The organism is Arenimonas oryziterrae DSM 21050 = YC6267 (assembly GCF_000420545.1).
Classification (GTDB): Bacteria; Pseudomonadota; Gammaproteobacteria; order Xanthomonadales; family Xanthomonadaceae; genus Arenimonas; species Arenimonas oryziterrae.
In genome coordinates this window covers 16,743-39,663 of record NZ_ATVD01000003.1, presented here as the reverse complement: position 1 = coordinate 39,663, position 22,921 = coordinate 16,743, and the positions used below count along the sequence as shown (strand labels likewise).

Below are 22,921 nucleotides of genomic sequence, written 5' to 3'. Positions count from 1 at the left end.
CGCGCGCGGACTCAGTGTTTGCCCGCAGCGGCGGGCCGCTGGCCGGCTTTCTCGCGTGCGATCAGGAATTCAGTGGTCTGCAGCATGCCTTCGAAGCCGCGGTCCTGGGTCGCGAGCACGGTGTACTTGCCGTTGATGACCAGGGTCGGCGTGCCGCGAATCGAGACATCGACGGCGAAGCGACGGGCGTGCTCGAGGCGCTCTTCGACGACCGGGCCGTTCATCGTGGCGAGGAATTTGTTGCGATCGACGCCGAGCTTGCCGTAGTAGTCGGCGATTTCTTCCAGGCTGCCGGTCTGGAACTGGTGATATTCGTGCACGGCCTTGAACACCTTGTCGTGCGTCTTGGCCTGCACGCCGAGCAATTCGGCGGCGAGGAAGGCGCGCGCGAAGTTGTTCCACACGCCACCCATCGGCGCCGGCGCGTATTCCCAGCGCGTGCCGCGCGGCATGGATTTGGCTTTCCATTCGTTCACGAGCGGCTGGAAATGCGCGCAGTGGATGCAGGCGTAGCTGAAGACCTCGGCGATCTCGATCTGACCCGCAGCCGGTCGATAGGTCGGCAGCGGCGTTTCGAGCACTTCGTAGTCGATGCCCAGGCGCGGTTCGGGCGCTGCCGCCGGCGTGGCCGCAAGGGCCGACAAGGGCAGCAGCAGGATCAGGGCGAGCATCAGGCGACGAAGCATGGGCGTTCCTGCGAGGTCAGCGATGGAGAGTCGGAGGCGTCGGCGAAGGGCCCGGGGACCCTTCGCCGCGGCTGCTTACGGCTTCGCGGGAGCCGCCGGCGCCGTGGGTTCCGGCGTGGCGGCCGGCGGTGCGGCGGCGGCCTTGGCCGCTTCGGCCAGTTCGCGCGCGATCAGGAAGTCGGTGGTCTTGAGCATGCCTTCGAAGCTGCGGTCCGGCGTCGCCATGACGCGGTACTTGCCGGCGACGATGAAGGTCGGCGTCGCGGTGACGCCGGTGCGCAGCGCGAACTGCTTGGCGCGGTTGAGCTTGCCGGTCACCGCGAAGCTGTTCATCGTGGCCAGGAACTTGTCGCGGTCGACGCCGTACTTGCCGTACAGGTCGGCGATTTCTTCCAGCGTGCCGGTCTTGAGCACGTGGTCGATGTGCACGGCCTTGAAGATCTCGTCATGCGTGCGCTCGCGCACGCCGAGGATCTCGGCGGCGTAGAACGCGCGCGCGAAGCTGTCCCAGGGACCGCCGAAGACGCCCGGCACGTATTCGAAGCGCACGCCGCTGGGCAGCTTGGGCGTCCAGGCGTCCACCGACGGCTGGAAGTGCGCGCAATGGATGCACATGTAGCTGAAGACCTCGACGACTTCGACGCCGCCCTGGCCCCAGGTCGGCTGCGGCGTGGTCAGGATCTCGAAATCGGTGCCCAGGCGCGGCGCATCCGCACCGAGCGCGGCGAGTTCGGCGGTGATCGCGGCGGTGTCGACGGCGGACGTCGGGGCCGGGGTGCCCTCGGTTGCCGGCGTGCTGGGTTCGGTCGACGGCGTGGCCTCGGGGGTCGTGGCCTCGGTCGTCGGCGTGGCGGTCGTGTCGGGCGTGGGCGCGGGCTTGGTGCAGGCGGCCAGGGCCGCAGCGATCAACAGGGCGGCCAGGATACGGCGGGACATGGGGATACTCCTCGCAGAAATGAAAAAGCCGGCGACACGCTGTCGCCGGCCTGATGGGTGCTGACTGTCGCACATGGCGAAAGTTCAGTGACCGCTTACTTCGCCGCGACAGCCGCGTCGTCGGCGCTGTTGTGCAGGCCCTGGATATAGGTCGCCAGCGACTGGATCTCTTCGTCGCTGAGATTGCGCGCGATCGCCGGCATGATCACATTGGCGTTCGCGTCCTTGCCCCAGGTTTCGCCGCCGCGGAAGCCCTGCAGCTTGGCCACGGTATAGGCAGCGTGCTGGCCGCCGAGCGAGGGATAGGACGGGCCCGGGTTGCCGCGGCCGCTCGGGCCGTGGCAGGCCAGGCAGGCCGGGACGCCAGCGGCGGGCTTGCCGGCGCGGAAGATGCGCTCGCCGACTTCGTAGAACTTGCGGCCCTGGTTGGGACCGGTCGCGATTTTGGTGTCGTCGGCGACGCCGGGCACGACCTTCTGGGTGGCGAAGAACGCGCCGATGTCGCGCATGTCCTGTTCGGACAGGGGCGCACCCATGCCCATCATGATGGCGTTGTTGCGCTCGCCGCTCTTGAACAGCTTCAGCTGGCGCCAGATGTAGCGCTCGTGCTGGCCGGCGAGCTTGGGGTACTGCGAATCAGCGGAATTGCCGTCCAGCCCGTGGCAGGCGGCGCAGGCGCCGGCCTTGGCCTGGCCGGCCTTGGCGTCGCCGAAGGTCGCCGGTTTGGCGTCGGCCAGAGCGACCACCGGTGCCGCGGCGGGCTCGGGGGCCGGCGTCACGGTGGCGGCCTGTTGGGCGACGGCAGTCGTGACGAGCACGGCGCTGGCGACACCGAGGATGCGCAAGAACTTCATGGACAAGCTCCGAGAAAGCGGAAAGTCGCGGAATACAGGGCCTGCGGGCACGCAGGACAGCGGCGGATTATCCCAGTCGCAGACCGGCATGGTCAATGAAACCCGGCCCCGGAGGGCGCGCCGTGTTCGGGCGGCCCGCCGGCTCGCGTACCATGGCGGCATGTCCAATGTCCTGTCTTCGGCCACCTATCGTCTGGCCGCCCACCTGCCGACCCAGCTTCCGCCCGATACCGGGCGCGAGGTCGCGTTCGCCGGCCGCTCCAATGCCGGCAAGTCGACCGCGCTGAACGCCCTGTGCAACCAGAACAGCTTGGCGCGCACCTCCAAGACCCCGGGACGCACCCAGCAGCTGGTGTATTTCGAGGTCGGCAAGGACCGCTACCTGGTCGATCTGCCCGGGTATGGCTACGCCAAGGTGCCGGCGCACCTGCGCGCGCACTGGCAGAGTTTCATCAACCGTTTCTTCGAAAGCCGGCAGGCGCTGGCCGGTCTGGTCGTGGTCATGGACATCCGGCACCCGTTGCGCGAATACGACCTGCAGATGCTCGACTTCGCCCGCACGCGCGGCTTGCCCGCGCACTGCCTGCTGACCAAGGCCGACAAGCTCGGTCGCGGCCAGCAAGGCAATGCCCTGCAGGCGGTGCGCAAACAGCTGGCAGCGGATTTCGGCGATACCGCCAGCGTGCAGCTGTTCTCCGGCGACACGCGCATCGGCGTCGACGAGGCGCGCGCGGTGGTCACCGGCTGGTTGGGCCTTTAAGTCGCGACGACGCGACCTAGGCCTGATCGTCCAGGCGCGGATCGAGCCAAGCGCGCAGCGCATCGACCAGCGCATTGATCACCACGATCGCGGCGCCGACCACGAGCACGACACCGAGCACGAGGGTGTAGTCGCGATTGAGTGCGCCCTGCACGAAATAGCGGCCGATGCCGGGAATGCCGAACACCTGTTCGACCACGGCCGAGCCACTGACGACATTGATCAGGGCCGGCGACAGCCAGGCGACCACGGGCAGCAGCCCCGGCTTGAGCGCATGCGCGAACAGCAGCCGTGTTTCCGACAGGCCGCGGCCGCGTGCGGCGCGCAGATAGTCGGCGTCGAGCACTTCGAGCAGGCTGGCGCGGGTGAGTCGCGCGCAATACGCGAGGTTCGGCAGCGCGAGCGCGATGATTGGCAGGACGGCGCTGCGCCAGCCGCCGTCCCAGCCGCCCGCAGGCAGCCAGTGCAAGGTCACGGCGAACAACAGGATCAGCACAGGCGCGACGACAAACTTGGGCATCGCCAAGCCCAAGCCGGCGCCGAACATCAGCACGCGATCAATGCCGGACCCGGCACGCAGTGCGGCCCAGACGCCGAGCGTGAGCCCGAACAACAGTGCCAGCAGCAAGGCGCAACCGCCGTTGAGGAGTGAGACCGGCAGGCTGTTGGCGATCAGTTCGTTGACGGTGTAGTCGGGATACTGGAACGAGGGCCCCAGGTCGCCACGCAGCACCGCGCCCAGCCAGTGTCCGTATTGCGCGAACAAGGGTTGGTCGAGGTGGTACTGCGCATCCAGCGCGGCCTGTACTTCCGGCGGGGCGGCTTTCTCGCTGTCGAAAGGGCCGCCCGGCGCGGCGCGCAGCAGGAAAAAACACAGGGTGGCGAGCAGCCAGAGTGTGAGCAGAGCTTCGCCGACGCGGGCGAGCAGGCGCGTCATGCCGCTCATCGTTTCGGCTCTTGCAGGCGAAGGAAACGACTCGGGTGATGGTCCAGCGGGTTGGCTTCGAAGCCGAGCACGTCCGGGCGCACCAGGTGTTTGGACGTGTAGAAATACACCGGCACGATCGCCTGCTGCGCGAGCAGACGCGCTTCGGCGCGATGCAGTTGCTGCGCGCGCGCGGACAGGTCCGGCGCGGCATCGGCGGCGGCGAGTAGCGCGTCGAAGGCCGGATCCTGCAGGCCGCTCCAGTTGGTGACGCCGTCGCTGTGGAAATTCGCGAGGAAGTTGCGCGCATCGTCGACATCGGCGATCCAGCCGCCGCGAAACGCCTGGGTGATCACGCGCTGCTTGCGATTGCCAACGAACACTTTCCATTCTTCATTGCGCAAGGTCACGCGCGCGCCGAGCACCTCGCGCCACATCGCCGCGATCGCCAGATTCATGCGGCGCAAGGGCGTGGAGGTGTTGTAGCGCAGCTCGATCTGCAGCGGCCGGTCGGCGCCGTAACCGGCCTCGCGATAGCGGCGCTGCGCGAGTGCTTCGCGTTGTGCCTGCGTGGCGCGTGACCAGGGCTGCGAGGCAGGTCGATAGTCGCTGACCCCCGGCGGCACCAGGCCGTAGGCCGGAGATTCGCCGAGGCCGGTGATGTAACGCGTGAGCTTGTCGCGATCGATCGCCAGCGACAGGGCTTCGCGCAGGGCCGGGTTGTTCTTCAGCGGCGGCTGTTGCAGGTTCAGGCCGATCCACATCGCGCCCAGGTAGGGGCTGATGCGCAGTTGCGTGCCGAAACGCGCGCGCAGCTGCGGCAGCGGTTGCGGGGGCACGGTTTCGGTCAGGTGCAGGCCGCCGGCCTGGAAGCGCTGCAGTTCGCTGGCGGCATCTTCGGTGACCTGGAAGCGCACGCGCGGGATCGGCGCGACGTCGCGGAAATGCGCGTTGCGCTCGACGGTCAGCTGCGCCTGCGGGGTCCACGCGACGAGGCGATAGGCGCCATTGCTGACCAGATGACCGGGCCGTGTGTGCTGCGCGCCGAAATTCGCCACTGCCGGCAGATAGACCGGATAGGCGATCGGCAGCAACAACAGTTGCGGCAGGGCGACGCTGCGTTCGACCCGGAATACGATCGTGCGCGCATCCGGTGCCGAGATCCCGAGCTGCTCGGGCGGCAGCTTTCCCTGCTGCACGGCCGTGGCATTCGCGATCGCGTCGAAATGCACGGCAAATGGCGCCGCCGTCGCGGGTGCGAAGGCGCGTCGGAAGCTCGCGACGATCTGCTCCGCGGTCAGGGCCTCGCCATTGGACCAGCGCAGGCCGTCGCGCAGATGGAAGGTCCAGCGACGACCGTCGGCCGACAGCTCCCAGCGCTCGGCCATGCCGGGAATGAGGCGGCCGTGGGCGTCTTCGGCGACCAGGCCTTCATACAGGTCGCGCAGGATGTTGCCGCAGGTCACTTCCGGGCAACGGTGCGCATCGAGCGTGGAAGGCTCCGGGCCATTGCCGCGTTCCAGCGTCTGCGCCGCGACCGGTGCGCACAGCGACATCAGCAGCAGGGCGACGGACGAGGCCTTCACTGGCAACGGGTACACTCCGGACACAAGGTTGCCAGCACGGTGGTCGCTTCTGGCGGAATTCGCCAGCGGGCTGGCGGCGGCCACGGGTTGGGATTGTAGAGCCTGGCCCCCATGTGACGTATCCATCCCTCCGAGGACGCCCCTTTGTCCGGTCCGAGCAACGTCCAGGAACTGCCCATCACCGACAAGCGCCAGCTGGTCGACTTCCACGCGTCCGGCAGCCGTCCGCGCGAGCAATGGACCATCGGTACCGAGCACGAGAAGTTCGGCTTTCGTCTCGACGACCTGCGTCCGCCGACCTATGAAGGCGAACGCGGCATCGAGGCGATGCTGCGCGGCTTGACCCGCTTCGGCTGGGAGCCGGTCGAGGAGAAGGGCAAGGTCATCGCGCTCACGCGCGGCGGCGGCTCGATCACGCTCGAGCCGGCCGGCCAGTTCGAACTCTCCGGTGCGATGCTCGAGAACATCCATGAGACCTGCTGCGAGACCATGCAGCATCTGGACGAAGTGAAAACCGTCGCCGAAGAACTCGGCCTGGGTTTCCTCGGCATGGGCTTCCAGCCCAAGTGGCGCCGCGACGAGATGCCCTGGATGCCCAAGGGCCGCTACAAGATCATGCGCGATTACATGCCCAAGGTCGGCGGCCTCGGCCTGGACATGATGACGCGCACCTGCACGGTGCAGGTCAATCTTGATTTCTCCTCCGAAGCGGACATGGTGAAGAAATTCCGTGTCTCGCTGGCACTGCAGCCGATCGCGACGGCCTTGTTCGCCGATTCGCCGTTCACCGAAGGCAAGCCGAACGGCTTTCTGTCGTACCGCTCGCATATCTGGACCGATACCGATCCCGATCGCACCGGCATGCTCGATTTCGTGTTCGAGGAGGGCTTTGGTTTCGAGCGTTATGTCGACTACCTGCTCGATGTGCCGATGTACTTCACCTACCGCGGCGGCGAATACATCGATTGTGCCGGCCGCAGCTTCCGCGATTTCCTCGCCGGCAAATTGCCCAACCTGCCCGGCGCGCTGCCGACGCTCAAGGACTGGGGCGACCACATGACCACGGCGTTCCCGGAAGTGCGCTTGAAGAAGTATCTGGAGATGCGCGGCGCCGATGGCGGCCCCTGGAATCGTCTGTGCGCCTTGCCGGCGTTCTGGGTCGGCCTGCTTTACGACGATGAGGCGCTCGATGCGGCCTGGGACTTGGTCAAGGATTTCACGATGGCCGAGCGCAATGCGCTGCGCGACGGCGTGCCCAAGCTCGGTTTCAAGGTGCCGCATCGCAACGGCACGCTGCGCGACATCGCCATCGAGGCGCTCAAGATTTCCGGTCAGGGCCTGGCGCGGCGCAATCGCCTCAATCGCAACGGCGCCAGCGAGGCGGTGTTCCTCGAGCCGCTGATCGAGTTCGCGATGGCCAACCAGACGCCGGCCGAACGCAAGCTCGCGCTGTTCCACGGCGAGTGGAACGGCTCGGTGGAACCGGTGTTCAAGGAATTCGCGTATTGAGTCGTTGCGTGCCTACGCGGCACGCAGCACGCCATCGAGACGTTTGAGTTCCGCCAGCCAGGGCTTGTTCAAGTCGCGGGCGTAGCCGGGCATGCGTTTGGCGAGCGTAAGGCTTTCATCGAGCAAGGCGCGGGCGCGCTCGCGGTCGCCCCAGGCCTGCAGCACGCCGGCGTAACGCGCTCGCGCCTCCAGTCCGCCGAAATAACCGACCAGCACCTCGAACTCCTCGCGCGCCTTGACGCGTTCGTCGAGCGCGGCGAGCGCGCGGGCATAGATCAGGTGACCGTCGGAGGATTTGAAGCCGGGTTGCTCGCTAATCAGGGTTTCCAGCGTCGTGCGCGCCTCGCCGGCCTTGCCCGCTTCGAGCAGCGCCTCGGCGTAGCGCACGGTGATCGCGGCGTCCTTGGCATAGATGCCGCTGAGCACGGCCTGGAATTGCACGACCGATTCCGAGGCGCGACCCGCGCCGAGCAATGCATCGGCCAGGCGCAGGCGATGCTCGGGCGTGGCAGCGATGTCGAGCTGTTCCTGTGCTTCGCGCAACTCGCGGCTCGGATCGAGGATGCGCCGCACGCCGCGCACCACTTGCTGGCCCTGCCGGCTGTGCCGCGCGTCCGGCAGCCAGATCGTCAAGGCGTAAACCAGGCTGCCCAGGCCCGGGAACATGAAGAGGATCCACAGCCAGTAACGGTCCTGCCCGCTGCGGATCGCATGGGTCGCGAAAAAGATCGCGATGATGATGTGCAGTCCGAGTCCGGCGATGGGCATGCGACCTCCTGGCGAGGCGGCCATTGTCCACGAACCGGTGCCGCCCTTGCAGCCCTCAGGCGGCGCTGACGTCGCGCAGCTGCCAGCCACCGCCGGCGAGCCAGCGCAGGCGCTGTTTGAAGACGTCGCCGGGCAGGCTGGTGGTGACGATCAGGTCGATCGACAGGTCGTGCTGCTCGCCGCGGACGATCGCGACCGGATCGGTTGCGGCGAACGCGTCGTCGATCGCGTCCGGATCGTCCTGCTTGCGCCGCCAGCGCTCGAACAGGACCGGCGTGCGCAGGGCAGCCTGCAGTTCTTCGGCGAAGCCCTCGGCGCCGTCGCTGTGGAACGCGAGGTCGGGATCGCTGCCGCGCGCCTGCGCGGGATTGGGAAGGCGAAGATAGAAACGGGTAGCCATGGCCGGGTCTCGCTGCGGAAAGGGATGGCCCCGGCATGACCGGAGCGGCCGCACGAGTATCGCGGCCGATCCGATCAGGGCGTGTGAACGCTCAATCGTTGTCGACGTCCACGTCGGCGGCCGGACCGTTTTCCTGGCCCACGCTAAGACCGCCGCTGCCATGCCGCTGCCAGTAGAAGGTCGGTGCGGGCCGTTGACGCCCGCCGATCTCGGCCATCGTCTCGCCGTCGAACAGGCGGCCGTTGACCATGACATAGGCGACGTCGGCGCTGGCGCGGATGTTCTCCAGCGGATTGCCGGCGACCACCACGAGATCGGCGCGCTTGCCCGTTTCGATCGAACCGAGCTGGCGCGACAGGCCCAGGTAGTCGGCGCCGTCGATGGTTGCCGCGCGCAGGGCTTCCCAGTTCGTCATGCCGCCCTGGGTCAGCATCCAGATTTCCCATTGCGTGCCCAGGCCCTGCAGCTGGCCGTGGCCGCCGACCTGGATGCGTACGCCGGCATCGCGCAGGCGCTTGGCCTGCTTGGCGACTTCCAGATGGTAGTAGTCCCAGTCCGGGCCGATTTCGCGACGGATCGAGCGTGCGTCGAGGGTTTCGCGCGGGAAATATTTCAGCAGGCGCGCATTGTCGAAGGCGTTGTCGCGCGCGTACCACCAGTATTCGCCGTTGATGCCGCCGTAGCTCACCATCAGCGTGGGCGTGTTGCGCACATCGGTCTGTCGCCACAGCTCGACCACGTCGCGATACAGCGGCGCGACGGGTACGTTGTGTTCGATGCCGGTGACGCCGTCGAGGATCATCGGCAGGTTGTGGTTGAGCGTGGAGCCGCCTTCTTCGACCACGAGCATGCCCAGTTCGCGCGCGGCCTGGTTGATCTGCTGGTGTTGTTCGCGGCGCGGCTGGTTGTAACTCTTGACGCTGAACGCGCCGACGTTCTTGAGCCGCTGCAGATGGCCGCGGGCGTCGTCGAGCGAATTGACCGTCGCGCGGAAATCGCCGTCGGCGCCATACAGGATCGTGCCGGTGGAAAACACGCGCGGCCCGACCAGGGTGCCGGCCTTGAGCAGTTCCGACTGCGAGAACACGGTTTCGGTGGTCGCCGACGGGTCGTGCATCGTGGTGATGCCGAACGCGAGATTGGCGTAGTACGCCCAGTTCTGCTGCGCGATCACGCCGTTGGCGAAATGCGCGGCGTGCGCGTGCACGTCGACGATGCCCGGGTACAGCGTTTTGCCGGTGGTATCGACCAGGCGCGCGCCGGCGGGTACCGCGATATCACCCTTGCGCCCGACGGCGACGATGCTGTCGCCGCGTACGATCACTACACCGTCCTCGATGACTTCCTGGCGCGTCTGTGCGTCGCGCATGGTCACCACACGACCGCCGGCAAAGGCGACGGTGTCGGTGCTGGTATCGCTGGCGACCTGCAGGCCGGCCGCGATCGGCGTCGCCGCGCCGCCACCCGCCGGTTGGCTGAAATAGCGCTCGCCCTCGAACCAGTGCACGGTCCGGCCGTCGGCCGACCAGTGCAGGGAGCCGACGCCGTTGCCCGCGAGCTTGGTCACGGGCACCGCGGCGTCCTTGGACAACTCGATGCTCTTGCCGGTGGCCGGCAGCGGCATCACGTAGGCACGAAACGCCTCGGTGAACGCGACTTGTTTTCCGTCCGGACTGAGGCTGACGAAATCGGCGTACTTGAGCGAGGCCAGCTCGCGCGGCAATTCGCCATGCACGCCAACGCTCATGAGTTTCTTGTCGAGGTCGCTGCCGGTGAGGTAGGCGATGCGCGTGCCGCCGGCGGTGAATTGCGGATCGCTGCCGCTGTTGGCGATGCGTACCGGGTCGCTGCCGTCGGCGTTCATCACGAACACGCCGCGCGTGCCGCTCCACAGGCTGCCAGTGAGGCCATTGCCGGACTGGCGCGAATAGACGATGCGGCGACCGTCGGGCGAGTGATGCGGCGCGTAGTAGAAACCCGGTTCGGTGCTCAGCGTGCGCGTCTGCTGGCTGGCCAGATCCAGTTCGACGATCGCGCCCTGGGCCTGATCGCTCCAGGTCGTGTACAGCAGCTTGCGGCCATCGGCGCTGAAGCTGGGCTGGTACTCGAACCGGCTGTCATCGCCGGTCAGACGCTGCGGCGTGCCGCCCGGCAAGGCCTTCATCCACAAATGCCCGACCGCATGGAAGATCAGCGTGCGGCCATCGGGGCTGGTCGCGCCGTCGCGCAGCATCTTCGGCGTGAACTGCGCGCCGTCGAGCGGATGGTCAAAGCGCAGCGCGGTCGTGACGGTCTGCTGCACCTCGGCACGAAAGGCGATTTCGCTCGGCACGCCGGTCTGCATGTCCACGCGCCACAGCTTGCCCTGCGCCCAGATCACCACCGATTTCGAATCCGGCGTCCAGTTGAAATTCGGATACGGGCCGAAGATCGCCCAGACTTCCTGTTGATCGTGCGAGAGACCATCCCAGACCGGCTTGACCTCGCCCGAGGCCAGGTCGAGCACGTGCAGCACCGTCTTGTCGCGCACGCGTTTGACGAAGGCCAGGCGCCGGCCGTCGGGCGAGGGCTGCGGGCGGATCGCACCGCCCGGGGTCGAGACCAGGGTGCGCGTTTCGCCGGTTTCGCGGTCCAGACGCTTGATCGCGTAAATCACCGCGTGCACGTTCTTGTTGTATTCGAAGGTGTCGCCGCTGCTGACATCCTCGGAGTAGTAGACGTAGCGGCCGTCGGGACTCACCGCCGGCTCGCCCAGATCCATCTGGTCGTTCTTGCGCTTGGTCAGCTGCAAGCCGTCGCCGCCGTCGCGATGGATCAGCCACAACTCGCCGGCACCGAGCGAACGTTCGGAGGTGAAGTGCTTGCGGCCGATCAGGAACTGGCCGTCCGGCGTCCACACCGGATTGTTGAACAGGCGGAAGTTTTCCTCGGTGACCTGGGTCGCGCCGCTGCCGTCGGATTTCATGCGCCACAGGTTGTTGCCGCCGGCACGGTCGGAAGTGAACGCGATCTCGCGGCCATCGGGCGAAAACCGCGGCTGCACGTCCCAGGCGCGACCGCTGCTGATGCGCGTGGCGGTGCCGCCGGCGAGCGGCAGGGTATAGATGTCGCCGAGCAGGGAGAACGCGATCGTGCGGCCGTCGGGACTCACATCCAGATCCAGCCAGGTGCCTTCATCGGTCGAAAAGGCGACCGTCTTTTCGGGACCATGACTGGCGCCGACATTCCAGGGGGCGGGTTTTTTGTCGGCGGCGAGCGTGCCGCTCGCAGACAGGATCAGCAATACGGCGGCGGTCAGCGGAAGCAGTTTCATCGAAGTCTCGCAGGGGGTCAGCGACGCGCGCTGCCGATCGGCAGCTGCGTCAGGTCGTGGAAAGGGGCTTGGGACAGCAGGCCGGGATCGGCGAGGAAGGCGGTCGCGAAATCGAAGGCGTCGTCGCCCCAAAACAGCTGGCCGTCCAGGCTCAGGGTCGGCACGCCGAAGACCTGCGCGGCGACGGCTTCATCGAAATTCTGCCGCAGCGTGGTCTTCACCGCGGCATCGGACAGCGCCTGTGCTGGGTCGGCAATACCGAGTGTGGCCGCGAGCGGCGCGATCGCCTCGAGGCTGTCGGCCGCGCGGCCTTGGCCCCAGATCCAATCGAAGATGGCGCCGATCGCGGTGGGCGTGCTGTTTGCCGCGACGCACAGGCGCAAGGCCAGCAGCGGATTGAACGGGTGCGCGGGCGGAAACCTCAGTGCGACGCCGCGTTGGCGTGCGAGCCAGGTCACGTGGCGATAGGTGAACAGGCGCTTGGCTGGAATTTCCGCCGGCCCCTTGTGCTCGAGATGATCGAGCAAGCCGGCGAACAGCAGCGGCCGCCACGCGATCGCCTGCCGTTCCGCGAGCGCGCGCACTTTCGGCCATTGCAGGTACGCGAAGGGCGAAATGAAATCGAAATACCAGCGCGCGTCCATCGCTCCGGCCTAGCGCGAATAGGCGCGCGGCAAGGCCCCGGGAGCGGGCAGGTAGCGATCGCGCAGTTCGGTCTGTCGCGACGTCATCGGCATCGCCTTGCCGGCCATCCACACCTGCAGGGGCAACGAGGTCACTTCCAGCGGGTCGCCGTCCCAGAGCACCAGATCGCCGACGAGGCCGACATCGATGCGCCCGACCTGGTCGCCGACGCCGAGGGCCTCGGCGGGCACGCGCGTGAGGCCGGCCAGTCCCGCTTCCCAGGACAGGCCATTGGCGACGGCATTGCCGGCAGCCTGACGAATCTTGCGCGCATTCGGCGAGGCATCATCGTTGCGATAGAACGCGACTTTCACGCCCGCCTTTTCCAGCAAGGCGGCGGTATCCAGGCGTGCGCCGAGCTGATCGAAACTCGCGGGCAGGTTCTCCAGCGCGTCGATGAAGACGGTCGCGTTCGCGGCCTTGAGTTCACGCGTGGCCTGCCACGATTCCGCACCGCCGACGATGACCGGACGTAGGCCCTGGCGGCGGCTGAAAGCGAGTACCTGACGGATATCGGATGCACGATCGACCGTGATTACAGTGCGGCCGCCGACGAGATATTTCGCCAGCGCTTCGCGTCCGGCCGGCGTGAGCAGGGCGTTGGGCGAGCCGTAGGGCGTGAGTCCGCGCGCTTCGCGGATCGCCTGGTCGAGAATCATGTACTGCGCTGCGCGCGATTTGCCGCTGAGCGAATCGGCGCGGCTGCCGATGCTGGTGAACAGCAGGCGGCGGCCAGGAAGGGGCAGGGAATCGCCGTCCAGACGCACGATGCCGCCCTGACCGGCGATAAGGCTGCCACCGCTGTTGGCGGCGATCGCGGTGAAGGTCAGCCCGTCCAGGCGCGCGACCGGAATCAGGATCGAGTTCGGGTTGTACGCAAGCGTCACATCGAATTCCGGACGCATTTGCGGCTGGCCTTCGCCAGCGAGAGTAAGTGCACCGTCGACGGTGCTTTCTTCGGCCGACACTTCTTCCAGGCCGATATCGCCCAGGCCGCCGAACAGGCCGGGGGTGAGGCGCTTGCCGGCGGCATCGATCACGGACACGCCGGGCGGAGCGAGCAGGCCCGGCCCGACGGCGCGAATGACGCCGCCCTGCACGAGCACGTCGGCATCCTTGAGCGTGCCGCGCGCACCGGCGGTGTGCACGGTCGCGTGGCGGATGAGCAGGTTTTGCGCCTGGGCCGTGCCGGCGAACGCGAGCAGGGCGAGCAGCGGAAAAGTCAGGCGCGTCATGGCGAGACCTCCTGGCCGAGCATGAAGTCCGAACGCGGCTGTCGCGACCGGTCGAATCGGTCGTACATCAGCGCGCCGTCGATGAACACTTTTTCGGCATGCGCGTAGACGCTGAACGGCGTGCCGTTCCACACCACGACATCGGCCATCTTGCCCGGCGCGAGGCTGCCGGTCTGCGCCTCGATGCCGAGCGCGCGCGCCGGATTGCTGGTCAGCCAGCGAATCGCGCGTTCGGGCGGAATCTCGATGCCGACGCGATGCGCGCTCGCCATGACTTTCGCCGCCTCCTGGTTCAGTCGCTGGATACCCTCGGCCGAATCGGAATGCACGATCGCGCAACCGTTCGCCGGCCGGTCGACCAGGGCGATGTTTTCCTTGATGCCGTCGAGCGATTCCATCTTGAAGCCCCACCAGTCGGCCCAGAGCGCACCGCAGACATTTTCGGCGGCCAGGCGGTCGGCGAGCTTGTACGCCTCGACACCGTGATGGAATGCGGCGATGTGGAAACCGAACTCCTTGGCGAGGTCGAGCATGATCGCCATCTCATCCGCGCGGTAGCAGTGGATGTGCACGAGGATCTCGCCCTTGAGCACGCCGCGCAGGGTTTCCATGCGCAGATCGCGTGTCGGCGGATCGCCGCTGCGGTCGCTGCTGTCGTATTTGTCCCAGGCGCGACGGTAGTTCTGCGCTTCGAGGAAGGCCGCACGATAGCCGGCGACATTGCCCATGCGCGTCATCGGCGATCCGCCCTTGCCGCCGTACACGCGCTTGGGGTTTTCGCCGCAGGCCATCTTCAGGCCCCAGGGCGCACCCGGGAATTTCATCGCCTGATAGGTGGTCGCCGCGACGTTCTTGATCGTGACGCCGCGTCCGCCGATGAGATTGGCCGAACCGGGCAGGATCTGCATCGATGTCACGCCGCCGGCCAGCGCCGTCGAGAAACCGGGGTCCTGCGGCCACAACGCGTGTTCGGCCCAGACCTGCGCGGTGACGGGGCTGGTCATCTCGTTGCCGTCGGAACTGGCGTTGACGCCGGGGCTGGCGTACACGCCCAGATGGGAATGCACATCGATGATGCCGGGCGTGACCCATTTGCCGTGGCCGTCGATGATCTGCGCATTCGCCGGTACCTCGAGGTCCCGCCCGATCGCGACGATGCGTCCGTCGCTCATCAGCACATCGGCCTCGTCCAGGCGCTCGCCGCTGCCGGTGAGCACGGTGGCGTTCTGGATCAGCACGGGACCGGAAGCGATCGCGCGATAAGTGCTGGGATACGGATCGGGCTGGGCCGCGGACGCGGTCGCCGTCAGCGCCGCAAGCGCGGCGACAAGCAAAGGTCGGAACATGGGTCTCTCCCCGAGGGACGGGCCACCCTAGCCCCTCGGCTGGGGCCTTGCCAACAGTGACTTTCGGCATACCGCGCGAACGGGACGTGGCAAAATGGCCGCGAAAAACGGAGAGAGAGAATGAAAGACAAGAACGAGATCGTCAGCAACTGGCTGCCGCGCTACACCGGTCTGCCGCTGGAGGCGTTCGGCGAACACATTTTGCTGACCAATTTTGGCGGCTACCTGCAGACCTTCGCGCGTCTGACCGGCGCACAAATCGTCGGCCTGGATCGGCCGATGCCGAGCGCGACCTTCGATGGCATGACGATGATCAACTTCGGCATGGGCAGCGCCAACGCCGCTACGGTCATGGACCTGCTCAGCGCGCTACCACCGAAGGCGGTGCTGTTCCTGGGCAAGTGCGGCGGCCTCAAGCGCAAGAACGAGCTGGGCGACCTGATCCTGCCGATCGCGGCGATCCGCGGCGAAGGCACCTCCAACGACTACCTGCTGCCGGAAGTGCCGGCCTTGCCTGCGTTCGCGCTGCAGCGCGCGGTGTCGACGATGATTCGCGACCTTGGCCACGACTACTGGACCGGCACGGTCTACACGACCAATCGCCGCGTTTGGGAGCACGACGAGGAATTCAAGGAATACCTGCGCAAGACGCGTTGCATGGCGATCGATATGGAAACGGCGACGATCTTCGCCACCGGTTTCGCGAATTCGATACCGACTGGCGCACTACTCTTGGTCTCCGATCAGCCGATGATTCCCGAAGGCGTGAAAACCGAAGCCTCGGACAAGAAGGTCACCGAAAATTTCGTCGAGGCGCACATCAACGTCGGCATCGAAGCGCTCAAGCTGATCCGCCGCCACGGCAAATCGGTCAAGCACCTGCGTTTCGACGAATAGTCAGCGCTTTGTGCACGGCGGGCGATTGCGGCCGCCGAGAAAAAGAACCCGGCCTGCGCCGGGTTTCTTTACCAGATGAATTGCATCTTGATCACGTCCGGCAATTCCTTGCCTTCGGTGAAGCGTACCTGGCATTCGAGCGATTGCTTGCTCTCGGCGGTGAGGCCGGGTTCGATGACGATCGGCGCAGTGAGCAGCATCGACCCGTCGCCCTGGTCCTTCATGCTCGTCGCCAGCGCGGCCAGATCGAGCTGATAGGGTTTGTCCCCGAGCTGGCCTTTGGCATAGACGTCGCAGGACTTGGCGGCGAGGTCACCCTTGCTGCCACCGCCCGCACTGCCGCCGCAGCCAGCCAGGCCGATGCAGATCGCCAACAACAGAACTGTTCTCATCGTGGACCCCTCGAGACCATTGCGGAGCGGAGCTGCCGGACGCCGGGTTGCCGTCTGACAGAAAGCTAGCGTCTTTACTCTAACCGTAAGCCTGCCAGTCGTCACGGTTGGCGAAAGCGGTGTTCACCTGCGATTGCGGGACCCGCTCAGTAGCGCGGCACCTTCGGGTCGATCTGCGCCGACCACGCGTCGATGCCGCCCTCGACGTTGTAGAGGTCGTGAAAGCCCAGGCCACGGAAGTGCTCGGCGGCCTGGCGGCTGGAGTTGCCGTGATGGCACAGGAAGGCCAGGGGCAGGTCCTTGGGCAGGGCAGCGAGCCGGGCGTGATTGTCCTCGTCGAGCACTTCGTGCGGATACGGAAAGGGTGCCAGCGCGCGGGCGTCAGCTGGCCGCACGTCGACCACATCGACGCTGCCGGCGATGATGCGGTCGTGAAGATCCTGCACGGACAGCGTCTTCACGGCCGGCGGCGCATTGGGGTTGTCGACCGCCAGGCCGGCACCACGGGCGTCGTCGATCCAGTCGATGCGGATGCCGTTGGCGCGCGGCGCGCTGGCCAGATCGAAATGCAGACGCAGGCCGGCGGCCTCGGCGACGATCTCCTGGCCGGTCACCGGCTTGAGCTGGAACTGCGCGTTGAAGCGCGGGTCGACCGAAAGGTGCAGACCGATGCCGGCTTCGGCATTGGCCATCGCCCGGCCGATGGCCTCGGCGGCGGCGGCGCTGATGTGCACCTCGGGGACGCGGCGATCCGGCGGCGCCACACCGAGCACCTCGTGCAGCTCGCCGGAGTTGAGCATCTGTTCGATGATGTCGCTGCCCCCGACGAGCTCGCCGTCGACATAGAGCTGCGGAATCGTCGGCCATTGACCGAATTCCTTGATGCCTTCGCGGATCTCCGGATCGGCCAGGACGTCCACGCTGCCGTAGTCCGGCAGCAGGTCGTTGAGGATGCCCACCGCCTTGGCCGAAAAACCGCAACGCGGCGAAGCCGGGTCGCCCTTCATGAAGAGCACCACGCGGTTTGCCTGCAGCGTGCTTTCGATGCGGGCCTTGAGTTCGGGGGTCAGGGACATGGGCGGCTCCGGGGGAAAGCGATATTTTACCTGCACGACGAACGGCGACGTGAATGGAACGGCCCGCACGAACCGGGATTGGGCCCTGCGCAGGCGTCGTTTCGCAGGCCATAATCGCGGCTTCGTCTGTCCGGAATCGCCTGCATGGCTGCGCACTATCTGCCTTTCGTCGTGGGTCCCTTGCTCGCTTTCAGTCTGTATCGGCGTTTCCGGCGGAACTTCGGCAGGCAGCGCGTCCGGCCGGCCTGGATGATCTTCCGGATCGTGATGCTGGCGGCCGTCGCCCTGCTGTTGCTGACCACGGGCCTGGTCAAGCCGGTGCTGGGCTTGGGCGCGCTCGCGGGATTGGCTGCGGGGGCAGGCCTGGCGGTCTGGGGGCTGCGCCTGGCGACCTTCCGCGCAGAGGGCGGCGTGTTCTTCTACACACCCAACCCCGTGATGGGCATGGCCCTGAGCGCCGTGCTCTTAGGCCGGCTGGCGTATCGGTTCCTGCAGGTCGGTTCGCTGATCTCGTTCGGCGGCGATCCGGCGGCGTCGTTTTCGCCCCTGACCTTGACCCTCGCGGCAGCCTTGATCGGCTACTACCTGACTTTCAACATCGGCGTGCTGCGCCGTGCGCGCGCGACGAACGCTGCCTCGGCCGCGAACGATGCGGTGTTCCTGCCCTGAGTCGACGCGCTCCGGTCTGCGACGGGCCCGGTGCCAACAACGAGAGAACGAACGATGACGTGGTGGATCTGGTTGATCGTGGCGGCGGTGATGGCGATGTCCTGCGCCTTCTTCGTGATGCTGAGCCTGTCATCCCTGTCGGCGTATGGCGCCAACTACCATTCGTTCACGCCGCGACAGCGCTTCATGGGCAAGGCGCTCTACCTGGGCTCGTTCGCGGCGGCGATCGCCAGCGCGCTGGCGGGTGCGCTGGCGGTGTTTCTGATGTTGCGTCCGCTCTGGAGCTAGTCGCCTAGCCGAAGACTTTCTTCAGCAGGGCCGTGGTGCGCTTGAGCGGATCGCGGCGGATCTCCTTCTCCTGCTGGGCGACGTAGAAGTACAGGCCGTCCATCGCCTTGGTGGTGACGTAACTGTCGAGATCGAGGCTCTGGCCGCCGCCGAGCAATTGGGTCACGTTCTGGTTTTTTCCGACGATCGACTTGTAGCGCTGGGTGACGCCGGTCTGCGCGGTCGCGCGCGCGACGATGGGCTGGAATTTCGCGCGCAGGCTGTTCTCGGTGACGCGGCGGAAATATTGGGTGCCGGCGTCATCGGCGCCGCGGACGATGTTGAGCGCATCCTGCACGGTCATCTGCCGCACGGCATCGGAGAAGATGTCGGCGGCGACCGGGATCGCCTGTTCGGCGGCGCGGTTCATCGACAACTCGAATTCGTCGACTTTGCGACCCGCCCCGAGGCGGCGCGCGGTGTCGGTGAGTCCGCGGATTTTTTCCGGGACCAGGATGCGGACAAGGGGATCGCCCTGAAAGCCGTCCCTGCGTCCGAGTTGGGTGATGGCGCGTTTGACGCCTTGCGCCAGGGCTTCCTTGATGCCGCCCGCGGCTTCGTTCTGGCTGACGCCGTTGGCGGTGCCGGGTTGGGCGACGGCCTGTCGGAGTTTGTCCTTCCACGAATCGGCGGATGCGGTGGCGGTGCCCAGCAAGAGCACGACGGTGGCGGCGAGGGCGACGGGAGCCAGGCGCATGGCGTTTCTCCGGGTGGTCTGGCCCTCATCCTATCCCTCAGCTACGTGAAGCGGCGAGTTTCCTCGCGACGAGGCGGCACTGGGACGGAAACGAGTCCGTCCCGGCGCCGCCGCCGTGGTCAGCGGTCCATCGTGTAGTTGATCGGCACCCGGGCGTAGGCGCTGATCGCGACACCGCCCTGCAAGGCCGGATTGAAGTGCCAGCGCGCCTTCACGAATTTCTGCGCGGCTTCGTCGAGCAGTTTCGAACCGCTGCTTTGCTCGATCGCGACGTCGATCGGGCTGCCGTCCGGGCCGACGAGGATCAGCAACACGACCGTCCCGGTGATGCCGCGTCGTTGTGCCATCGCCGGATAGGGCGGCGGCGGCGCGCGATCGGCCGTCAAGGCGGCGAGCGTCGGCGGGCCAGGATCGAAGCTCGTGTCCGCCTCGCCGGTGTCGGGCACGAAGACTTCGGTACCGTCCTCGTAGGTGATCTGCGCGGTGGGCTCGACCGGCGTGGTTCGCGTGACTGCGGTGGGGTGCGGAACGGTTTGCGGCCGCACCGTCTGGACGGGCGGAGGCGGCGGAGGCGGAGGCGGAGGCAGCGCTTCGATCCACGAAACCTCCGTCGTGATGTCGTCCTCGACGGCAGGCGCGGGGGATTGCATCGGAGCGAGCAGGAGCATCAGGGCGCCCGCATGCAACGCAATGACGAAGCTGTTCGCAGCGATGCGCTTGCCATCCAAGGCCAGGGCGGGAAAGCGGGAGTGGGCGTGGACCATGGGACACCTCCGGGTTGGGCAAACGCATGAACGTCTGCCCTCGGGCGGCGGGGTTGATCCGGCGCTTGAAGCGCATCACGGTTTCGGCGGTACGATGCCGACAATGCGCGAGGAGTCGAGTCATGCCGAAGCGTTTCGCCCTGCTGGTTGTCCTGCTGGTCCCGCTGCTGGTTCTGGCGGGCTGCCAACGTTCTGCGCAAGACGCGGGCGGCGAGACGCCTGCGGCAACCTCCCCACCACCGGCTGAGGTCGTAGCGGGCGAGGACAGCGAGCGACTTTGGCAGGGCGTCCTGCCTTGCAGTGATTGCCTGGGCATCGACACGCGCCTGCAATTGCGGCAGGCCGCGGGTCGACGCACTTATGCCCTACATGAGGTTTACCTTGGCGGGCGCGGAGTGAATGCGTTCGATCAGACCGGTGACTGGCTGGAACGGACAGTCGCGATTGACGGCGCCTCCGCCGAGGTCATCGTGCTGGACCCGCGTGGCAGAGCCCAGTCGTTTTGGCTGCACGACGACGGCTCGCTGGAGCTGCTCGACACCGAGGGTCATCCGCAGGCCCATGGCGAAGCCTTGCGTTTGCAGCGCATGGCGCCCTGATCCGGTTCGCGGCTAAGCTCGATACCTCAGGCAGCTTCGACGGTACGCGCATGGCCAGCGATCTTTCCAACCAGGACAAAGTCACCTATCGCGGGGGCTGCCATTGCGGGCGCGTCCGCTTCGAGGTCGATGCCGATTCCACGCTCGTCGTGCAGGAGTGCAATTGCTCGCTGTGCCGGATGAGCGGGTTCTGGCATCTGATCGTGCCGGCCGCCCAGTTTCGTCTGCTGTCCGGACAGGAATATCTCGTCGAGTACACCTTTAACACCGGCGTCGCCAAACACCGGTTCTGTCGTGTCTGCGGTATCAAGAGTTTCTACATCCCGCGTAGCAATCCCGATGGCGTTGATGTCAACGCACGCTGTCTCGATGAAGATGTCACTTCGGCGATCACCGTCGAGCCATTCGACGGACGCAACTGGGAAGAAAATGCCGCGGCTCTCGCGCATTTGAGCCAGGCCTGACGGCGGTTGGTCGATCTCAGTCGAGCCGTTTGCTGATCCGTCGCGTCGAAGCCACCAGCAGCACGGTCGCGATCAGCGCCAGTGCACCCAGGTCGGTCGGAAGATCGAGCAGATCGGCGTCGCGCAACATAATGCCGCGGATCAGCCGGATAAAATGCGTCATCGGCAGGATTTCCGACAGCCACTGCGCCGCGCGCGGCATGCCGGCATACGGAAACATGAAGCCCGACAGCAGGATCTGCGGCAACAGAGTGAAAAACGCCATCTGCATCGCCTGGAACTGGCTTTTGGCCAGGGTCGAGATGAACACGCCGAGCGACAGGTTTGCGACGATGAACAGCAGGGCAGCGACGTACACTTCCAGCAGGCTGCCACGAATGGGTACCGCGAACACGAGCTTTCCCAGCAACAGCACGACCGTTACCTGCACCAGGCCAATACCGACGAACGGCAAGACCTTGCCGATCGTCAGCTCCCAGGGCGAGACCGGCGTGGCGATCAGCATTTCCAGATTGCCGCGTTCGCGTTCGCGCACCAAAGCCATGCCGGTGAACATGACCAGGGTCATCGTCAGGATTACGCCGATCAATCCCGGCACCGTATTCACCGGGGCGCGTCGCTCGGGGTTGTAGAAGTTGACGACCTCGACGCCCTGATACGCCGGCCGGATTCCGGGCAGGGGCAGCACGGCGAGTTGCCGCGCGGCCGCCTGTACGGTCTGGTCGGAACCGTCGACCATGACCTGCAGTGCCGGACGGTCCTGCGTTTCCAGGCGGCGCTCGAAATCCGCCGGTAAGACGATGCCGATGCTGATGCGCCCTTGTCGCATGAGCGTCTGCAACTCGTCGGGCGTCTGTACCTGGCGGCGGAGGTTGATGACGCCAGTCGCTTCCAGGTCCGCCAACACCTCGCGCGAGCGCACGGTATTGGACTGGTCCACGACGGCCGCGTCGATATGGCGGATATCGAGATTGATCGCGAACCCGAACAGCAGCAATTGCAGCGTCGGGATGCCGAGGATCATGCCGAACGTCAGGCGGTCGCGACGCAGTTGTCGCAGTTCCTTGACGACGATGGCGAACAGGCGCGTGAAATTCATGCAGCCTCCGCTCGGCTCAGACGCGTGGCGGCGACGAAAACATCCTCGAGATTCGGCGTCACGGTGTCGATCACGACCTGCTCCGTATTCGGGATCAGCCGGCGCAGGGTGGCTTCGTCGATCGCGTTGTCGGCGAGCACGCGCAGATCCGTGCCGATCTGCGCAACGCCGAGCACGCCGGGATGCCCGCGCAGGACGGCTTCGGCAACGCGCGTCTGCGTCACGCGGATGCGCCACACGCGCCCAGGCAGCGCCGCGCACAGCGCTTGCGGCGTGTCATCGGCGACCAGCCGTCCGCTTTCCAGGATGGCCAGGCGGTGACAGCGCTCGGCTTCGTCCATGTAGTGCGTGGACACCAGCAAGGTAGTGCCGGCGTCGGCGAGTTCGAACAGATTCGCCCAGAAATCGCGACGCGACTCCGGATCGACCGCGCTCGTAGGTTCGTCGAGCAGCAACAGTTCCGGTTCGTGCAGCACCGAGCCCGCGAGTGCCAGGCGTTGCTTCTGGCCACCGGACATCGTGCCAGCCAGTTGCTGACGGCGATCGCCGAAGTGATAGCGCTCGATCATTTCGTCGACGCGCTGCTTGGCCAACGCGCGCGGCAAGTCGTGCACGGCGGCGAGGAATTGCAGGTTCTCCAGCACCGTCAGATCTTCGTACAGCGAAAACTTCTGCGTCATGTAGCCGATGCGCCGCTTCAGCGCCTCGGCCTGCTCGGGAATGCGCAGGCCGAGGACTTCGACTTCGCCGCTGGTCGGCGTAAGCAAGCCGCACAGCATGCGCAAGGTGGTCGACTTCCCCGAGCCATTGGGGCCCAGAAAACCGTAGACCTGACCGCGCGCGATCGCGAGGTCGACGTGATCGACGGCGGTGAGTTCGCCGAAACGTTTGGTCAGGCCGCGGGCTCGGATGACCGGCCCGCCATTGCCGGTGGC

The 22,921-nt window shown here is 66.4% G+C and carries 24 protein-coding genes; 7 read left to right on the top strand and 17 right to left on the bottom strand.

Annotated features, from left to right (window positions below; genetic code table 11):
- Positions 1-11 precede the first annotated feature (11 nt).
- From G467_RS0108615 to G467_RS0108605, 3 genes are all read right to left on the bottom strand, one after another.
- Positions 12-686: a thiol:disulfide interchange protein DsbA/DsbL gene (locus G467_RS0108615; RefSeq protein ID WP_022969334.1), complete on the bottom strand. Its 675-nt coding sequence runs from the start codon at positions 684-686 to the stop codon at positions 12-14.
- A gap of 75 nt (positions 687-761) precedes the next feature.
- On the bottom strand, positions 762-1,622 hold the full coding sequence (locus G467_RS16050) for a thiol:disulfide interchange protein DsbA/DsbL (protein ID WP_022969333.1): 861 nt from the start codon (positions 1,620-1,622) through the stop codon (positions 762-764).
- A 95-nt stretch (positions 1,623-1,717) separates the two neighbouring features.
- Positions 1,718-2,476 carry a c-type cytochrome gene (locus tag G467_RS0108605; RefSeq protein ID WP_022969332.1) on the bottom strand — a complete coding sequence of 253 codons (759 nt, stop codon included), beginning with the start codon at positions 2,474-2,476 and terminating at the stop codon, positions 1,718-1,720.
- Positions 2,477-2,636: 160 nt separating this feature from the next.
- On the opposite strand from G467_RS0108605, the gene yihA reads away from it, so the two are divergent.
- Positions 2,637-3,236, top strand: coding sequence for a ribosome biogenesis GTP-binding protein YihA/YsxC (yihA, locus tag G467_RS0108600; protein WP_022969331.1), 600 nt, complete (start codon positions 2,637-2,639; stop codon positions 3,234-3,236).
- Positions 3,237-3,252: 16 nt separating this feature from the next.
- Here yihA and G467_RS0108595 read toward each other — a convergent pair whose 3' ends face one another.
- Positions 3,253-4,182, bottom strand: coding sequence for an ABC transporter permease subunit (locus G467_RS0108595; RefSeq protein ID WP_026802504.1), 930 nt, complete (start codon positions 4,180-4,182; stop codon positions 3,253-3,255).
- The gene (locus G467_RS0108590) at positions 4,179-5,747 is read right to left on the bottom strand and encodes a peptide ABC transporter substrate-binding protein (protein WP_022969329.1); all 1,569 of its coding nucleotides are present in this window, start codon (positions 5,745-5,747) and stop codon (positions 4,179-4,181) included. Before G467_RS0108590 ends, G467_RS0108595 begins: the two co-directional genes overlap by 4 nt.
- Positions 5,748-5,891: 144 nt before the next feature.
- Here G467_RS0108590 and G467_RS0108585 point away from each other — a divergent pair, with 144 nt between their 5' ends.
- Positions 5,892-7,256: a glutamate--cysteine ligase gene (locus G467_RS0108585; RefSeq protein WP_022969328.1), complete on the top strand. Its 1,365-nt coding sequence runs from the start codon at positions 5,892-5,894 to the stop codon at positions 7,254-7,256.
- A gap of 12 nt (positions 7,257-7,268) precedes the next feature.
- Here the strand turns inward: G467_RS0108585 and G467_RS0108580 are convergent, their stop codons facing one another.
- From G467_RS0108580 to G467_RS0108555, 6 genes are all read right to left on the bottom strand, one after another.
- Complete coding sequence (locus tag G467_RS0108580; protein ID WP_022969327.1) at positions 7,269-8,024, bottom strand: tetratricopeptide repeat protein; 756 nt, start codon at positions 8,022-8,024, stop codon at positions 7,269-7,271.
- A gap of 55 nt (positions 8,025-8,079) precedes the next feature.
- The gene (locus tag G467_RS0108575; RefSeq protein WP_022969326.1) at positions 8,080-8,424 is read right to left on the bottom strand and encodes a hypothetical protein; all 345 of its coding nucleotides are present in this window, start codon (positions 8,422-8,424) and stop codon (positions 8,080-8,082) included.
- Between the two features lie 91 nt (positions 8,425-8,515).
- A complete protein-coding gene (locus G467_RS0108570) occupies positions 8,516-11,737 on the bottom strand; it encodes an amidohydrolase family protein (protein WP_022969325.1) in 3,222 nt (1,073 codons plus the stop codon).
- Between the two features lie 17 nt (positions 11,738-11,754).
- The gene (locus G467_RS0108565; RefSeq protein ID WP_022969324.1) at positions 11,755-12,381 is read right to left on the bottom strand and encodes a 2-hydroxychromene-2-carboxylate isomerase; all 627 of its coding nucleotides are present in this window, start codon (positions 12,379-12,381) and stop codon (positions 11,755-11,757) included.
- A 9-nt stretch (positions 12,382-12,390) separates the two neighbouring features.
- On the bottom strand, positions 12,391-13,656 hold the full coding sequence (locus tag G467_RS0108560; RefSeq protein ID WP_022969323.1) for an amidohydrolase family protein: 1,266 nt from the start codon (positions 13,654-13,656) through the stop codon (positions 12,391-12,393).
- Positions 13,653-15,002, bottom strand: coding sequence for an amidohydrolase (locus tag G467_RS0108555; protein ID WP_022969322.1), 1,350 nt, complete (start codon positions 15,000-15,002; stop codon positions 13,653-13,655). Before G467_RS0108555 ends, G467_RS0108560 begins: the two co-directional genes overlap by 4 nt.
- Positions 15,003-15,122: 120 nt before the next feature.
- Here G467_RS0108555 and G467_RS0108550 point away from each other — a divergent pair, with 120 nt between their 5' ends.
- Positions 15,123-15,899 (top strand): AMP nucleosidase, encoded by a 777-nt coding sequence (locus tag G467_RS0108550; RefSeq protein WP_022969321.1) that lies wholly within the window; start codon positions 15,123-15,125, stop codon positions 15,897-15,899.
- Between the two features lie 68 nt (positions 15,900-15,967).
- Here G467_RS0108550 and G467_RS0108545 read toward each other — a convergent pair whose 3' ends face one another.
- Together G467_RS0108545 and grxD are read right to left on the bottom strand one after the other, a co-directional pair.
- Positions 15,968-16,291: a hypothetical protein gene (locus tag G467_RS0108545; protein WP_155844860.1), complete on the bottom strand. Its 324-nt coding sequence runs from the start codon at positions 16,289-16,291 to the stop codon at positions 15,968-15,970.
- 146 nt (positions 16,292-16,437) lie between these two features.
- The gene (gene grxD, locus G467_RS0108540) at positions 16,438-17,367 is read right to left on the bottom strand and encodes a Grx4 family monothiol glutaredoxin (protein WP_022969319.1); all 930 of its coding nucleotides are present in this window, start codon (positions 17,365-17,367) and stop codon (positions 16,438-16,440) included.
- A 144-nt stretch (positions 17,368-17,511) separates the two neighbouring features.
- Between grxD and G467_RS16045 the strand changes: the two genes are divergently transcribed.
- Together G467_RS16045 and G467_RS0108530 are read left to right on the top strand one after the other, a co-directional pair.
- Entirely contained in the window at positions 17,512-18,036 is a 525-nt protein-coding gene (locus G467_RS16045; RefSeq protein WP_022969318.1) for a CcdC protein domain-containing protein, read from the top strand.
- 54 nt (positions 18,037-18,090) lie between these two features.
- Positions 18,091-18,324 (top strand): hypothetical protein, encoded by a 234-nt coding sequence (locus tag G467_RS0108530; RefSeq protein ID WP_022969317.1) that lies wholly within the window; start codon positions 18,091-18,093, stop codon positions 18,322-18,324.
- 4 nt (positions 18,325-18,328) lie between these two features.
- Here the strand turns inward: G467_RS0108530 and G467_RS0108525 are convergent, their stop codons facing one another.
- Positions 18,329-19,060, bottom strand: coding sequence for a DUF4197 domain-containing protein (locus G467_RS0108525; protein WP_022969316.1), 732 nt, complete (start codon positions 19,058-19,060; stop codon positions 18,329-18,331).
- A gap of 119 nt (positions 19,061-19,179) precedes the next feature.
- Positions 19,180-19,824 carry an energy transducer TonB gene (locus G467_RS0108520; RefSeq protein ID WP_022969315.1) on the bottom strand — a complete coding sequence of 215 codons (645 nt, stop codon included), beginning with the start codon at positions 19,822-19,824 and terminating at the stop codon, positions 19,180-19,182.
- Positions 19,825-19,946: 122 nt separating this feature from the next.
- Between G467_RS0108520 and G467_RS17480 the strand changes: the two genes are divergently transcribed.
- Both G467_RS17480 and G467_RS0108510 read left to right on the top strand, forming a co-directional pair.
- The gene (locus G467_RS17480) at positions 19,947-20,423 is read left to right on the top strand and encodes a copper resistance protein NlpE (RefSeq protein WP_022969314.1); all 477 of its coding nucleotides are present in this window, start codon (positions 19,947-19,949) and stop codon (positions 20,421-20,423) included.
- 50 nt (positions 20,424-20,473) lie between these two features.
- On the top strand, positions 20,474-20,887 hold the full coding sequence (locus G467_RS0108510) for a GFA family protein (protein ID WP_022969313.1): 414 nt from the start codon (positions 20,474-20,476) through the stop codon (positions 20,885-20,887).
- Positions 20,888-20,903: 16 nt separating this feature from the next.
- Here G467_RS0108510 and G467_RS0108505 read toward each other — a convergent pair whose 3' ends face one another.
- A complete protein-coding gene (locus G467_RS0108505; protein ID WP_022969312.1) occupies positions 20,904-21,986 on the bottom strand; it encodes an ABC transporter permease in 1,083 nt (360 codons plus the stop codon).
- On the bottom strand, positions 21,983-22,897 hold the full coding sequence (locus tag G467_RS0108500; RefSeq protein ID WP_026802500.1) for an ABC transporter ATP-binding protein: 915 nt from the start codon (positions 22,895-22,897) through the stop codon (positions 21,983-21,985). The genes G467_RS0108505 and G467_RS0108500 overlap by 4 nt, the downstream gene beginning before the upstream one ends.
- Between the last annotated feature and the right edge of the window lie 24 nt (positions 22,898-22,921).

What these genes read in the sequence shown, in the direction of transcription:
- G467_RS0108615 (WP_022969334.1), bottom strand. Translation starts at nt 686, where the DNA reads ATGCTTCGTCGCCTGATGCTCGCCCTGATCCTGCTGCTGCCCTTGTCG.
- G467_RS16050 (WP_022969333.1), bottom strand. Translation starts at nt 1,622, where the DNA reads ATGTCCCGCCGTATCCTGGCCGCCCTGTTGATCGCTGCGGCCCTGGCC.
- G467_RS0108605 (WP_022969332.1), bottom strand. Translation starts at nt 2,476, where the DNA reads ATGAAGTTCTTGCGCATCCTCGGTGTCGCCAGCGCCGTGCTCGTCACG.
- yihA (WP_022969331.1), top strand. Translation starts at nt 2,637, where the DNA reads ATGTCCAATGTCCTGTCTTCGGCCACCTATCGTCTGGCCGCCCACCTG.
- G467_RS0108595 (WP_026802504.1), bottom strand. Translation starts at nt 4,182, where the DNA reads ATGAGCGGCATGACGCGCCTGCTCGCCCGCGTCGGCGAAGCTCTGCTC.
- G467_RS0108580 (WP_022969327.1), bottom strand. Translation starts at nt 8,024, where the DNA reads ATGCCCATCGCCGGACTCGGACTGCACATCATCATCGCGATCTTTTTC.
- G467_RS0108575 (WP_022969326.1), bottom strand. Translation starts at nt 8,424, where the DNA reads ATGGCTACCCGTTTCTATCTTCGCCTTCCCAATCCCGCGCAGGCGCGC.
- G467_RS0108570 (WP_022969325.1), bottom strand. Translation starts at nt 11,737, where the DNA reads ATGAAACTGCTTCCGCTGACCGCCGCCGTATTGCTGATCCTGTCTGCG.
- G467_RS0108565 (WP_022969324.1), bottom strand. Translation starts at nt 12,381, where the DNA reads ATGGACGCGCGCTGGTATTTCGATTTCATTTCGCCCTTCGCGTACCTG.
- G467_RS0108560 (WP_022969323.1), bottom strand. Translation starts at nt 13,656, where the DNA reads ATGACGCGCCTGACTTTTCCGCTGCTCGCCCTGCTCGCGTTCGCCGGC.
- G467_RS0108555 (WP_022969322.1), bottom strand. Translation starts at nt 15,002, where the DNA reads ATGTTCCGACCTTTGCTTGTCGCCGCGCTTGCGGCGCTGACGGCGACC.
- G467_RS0108550 (WP_022969321.1), top strand. Translation starts at nt 15,123, where the DNA reads ATGAAAGACAAGAACGAGATCGTCAGCAACTGGCTGCCGCGCTACACC.
- G467_RS0108545 (WP_155844860.1), bottom strand. Translation starts at nt 16,291, where the DNA reads ATGAGAACAGTTCTGTTGTTGGCGATCTGCATCGGCCTGGCTGGCTGC.
- grxD (WP_022969319.1), bottom strand. Translation starts at nt 17,367, where the DNA reads ATGTCCCTGACCCCCGAACTCAAGGCCCGCATCGAAAGCACGCTGCAG.
- G467_RS16045 (WP_022969318.1), top strand. Translation starts at nt 17,512, where the DNA reads ATGGCTGCGCACTATCTGCCTTTCGTCGTGGGTCCCTTGCTCGCTTTC.
- G467_RS0108530 (WP_022969317.1), top strand. Translation starts at nt 18,091, where the DNA reads ATGACGTGGTGGATCTGGTTGATCGTGGCGGCGGTGATGGCGATGTCC.
- G467_RS0108525 (WP_022969316.1), bottom strand. Translation starts at nt 19,060, where the DNA reads ATGCGCCTGGCTCCCGTCGCCCTCGCCGCCACCGTCGTGCTCTTGCTG.
- G467_RS0108520 (WP_022969315.1), bottom strand. Translation starts at nt 19,824, where the DNA reads ATGGTCCACGCCCACTCCCGCTTTCCCGCCCTGGCCTTGGATGGCAAG.
- G467_RS17480 (WP_022969314.1), top strand. Translation starts at nt 19,947, where the DNA reads ATGCCGAAGCGTTTCGCCCTGCTGGTTGTCCTGCTGGTCCCGCTGCTG.
- G467_RS0108510 (WP_022969313.1), top strand. Translation starts at nt 20,474, where the DNA reads ATGGCCAGCGATCTTTCCAACCAGGACAAAGTCACCTATCGCGGGGGC.
- G467_RS0108505 (WP_022969312.1), bottom strand. Translation starts at nt 21,986, where the DNA reads ATGAATTTCACGCGCCTGTTCGCCATCGTCGTCAAGGAACTGCGACAA.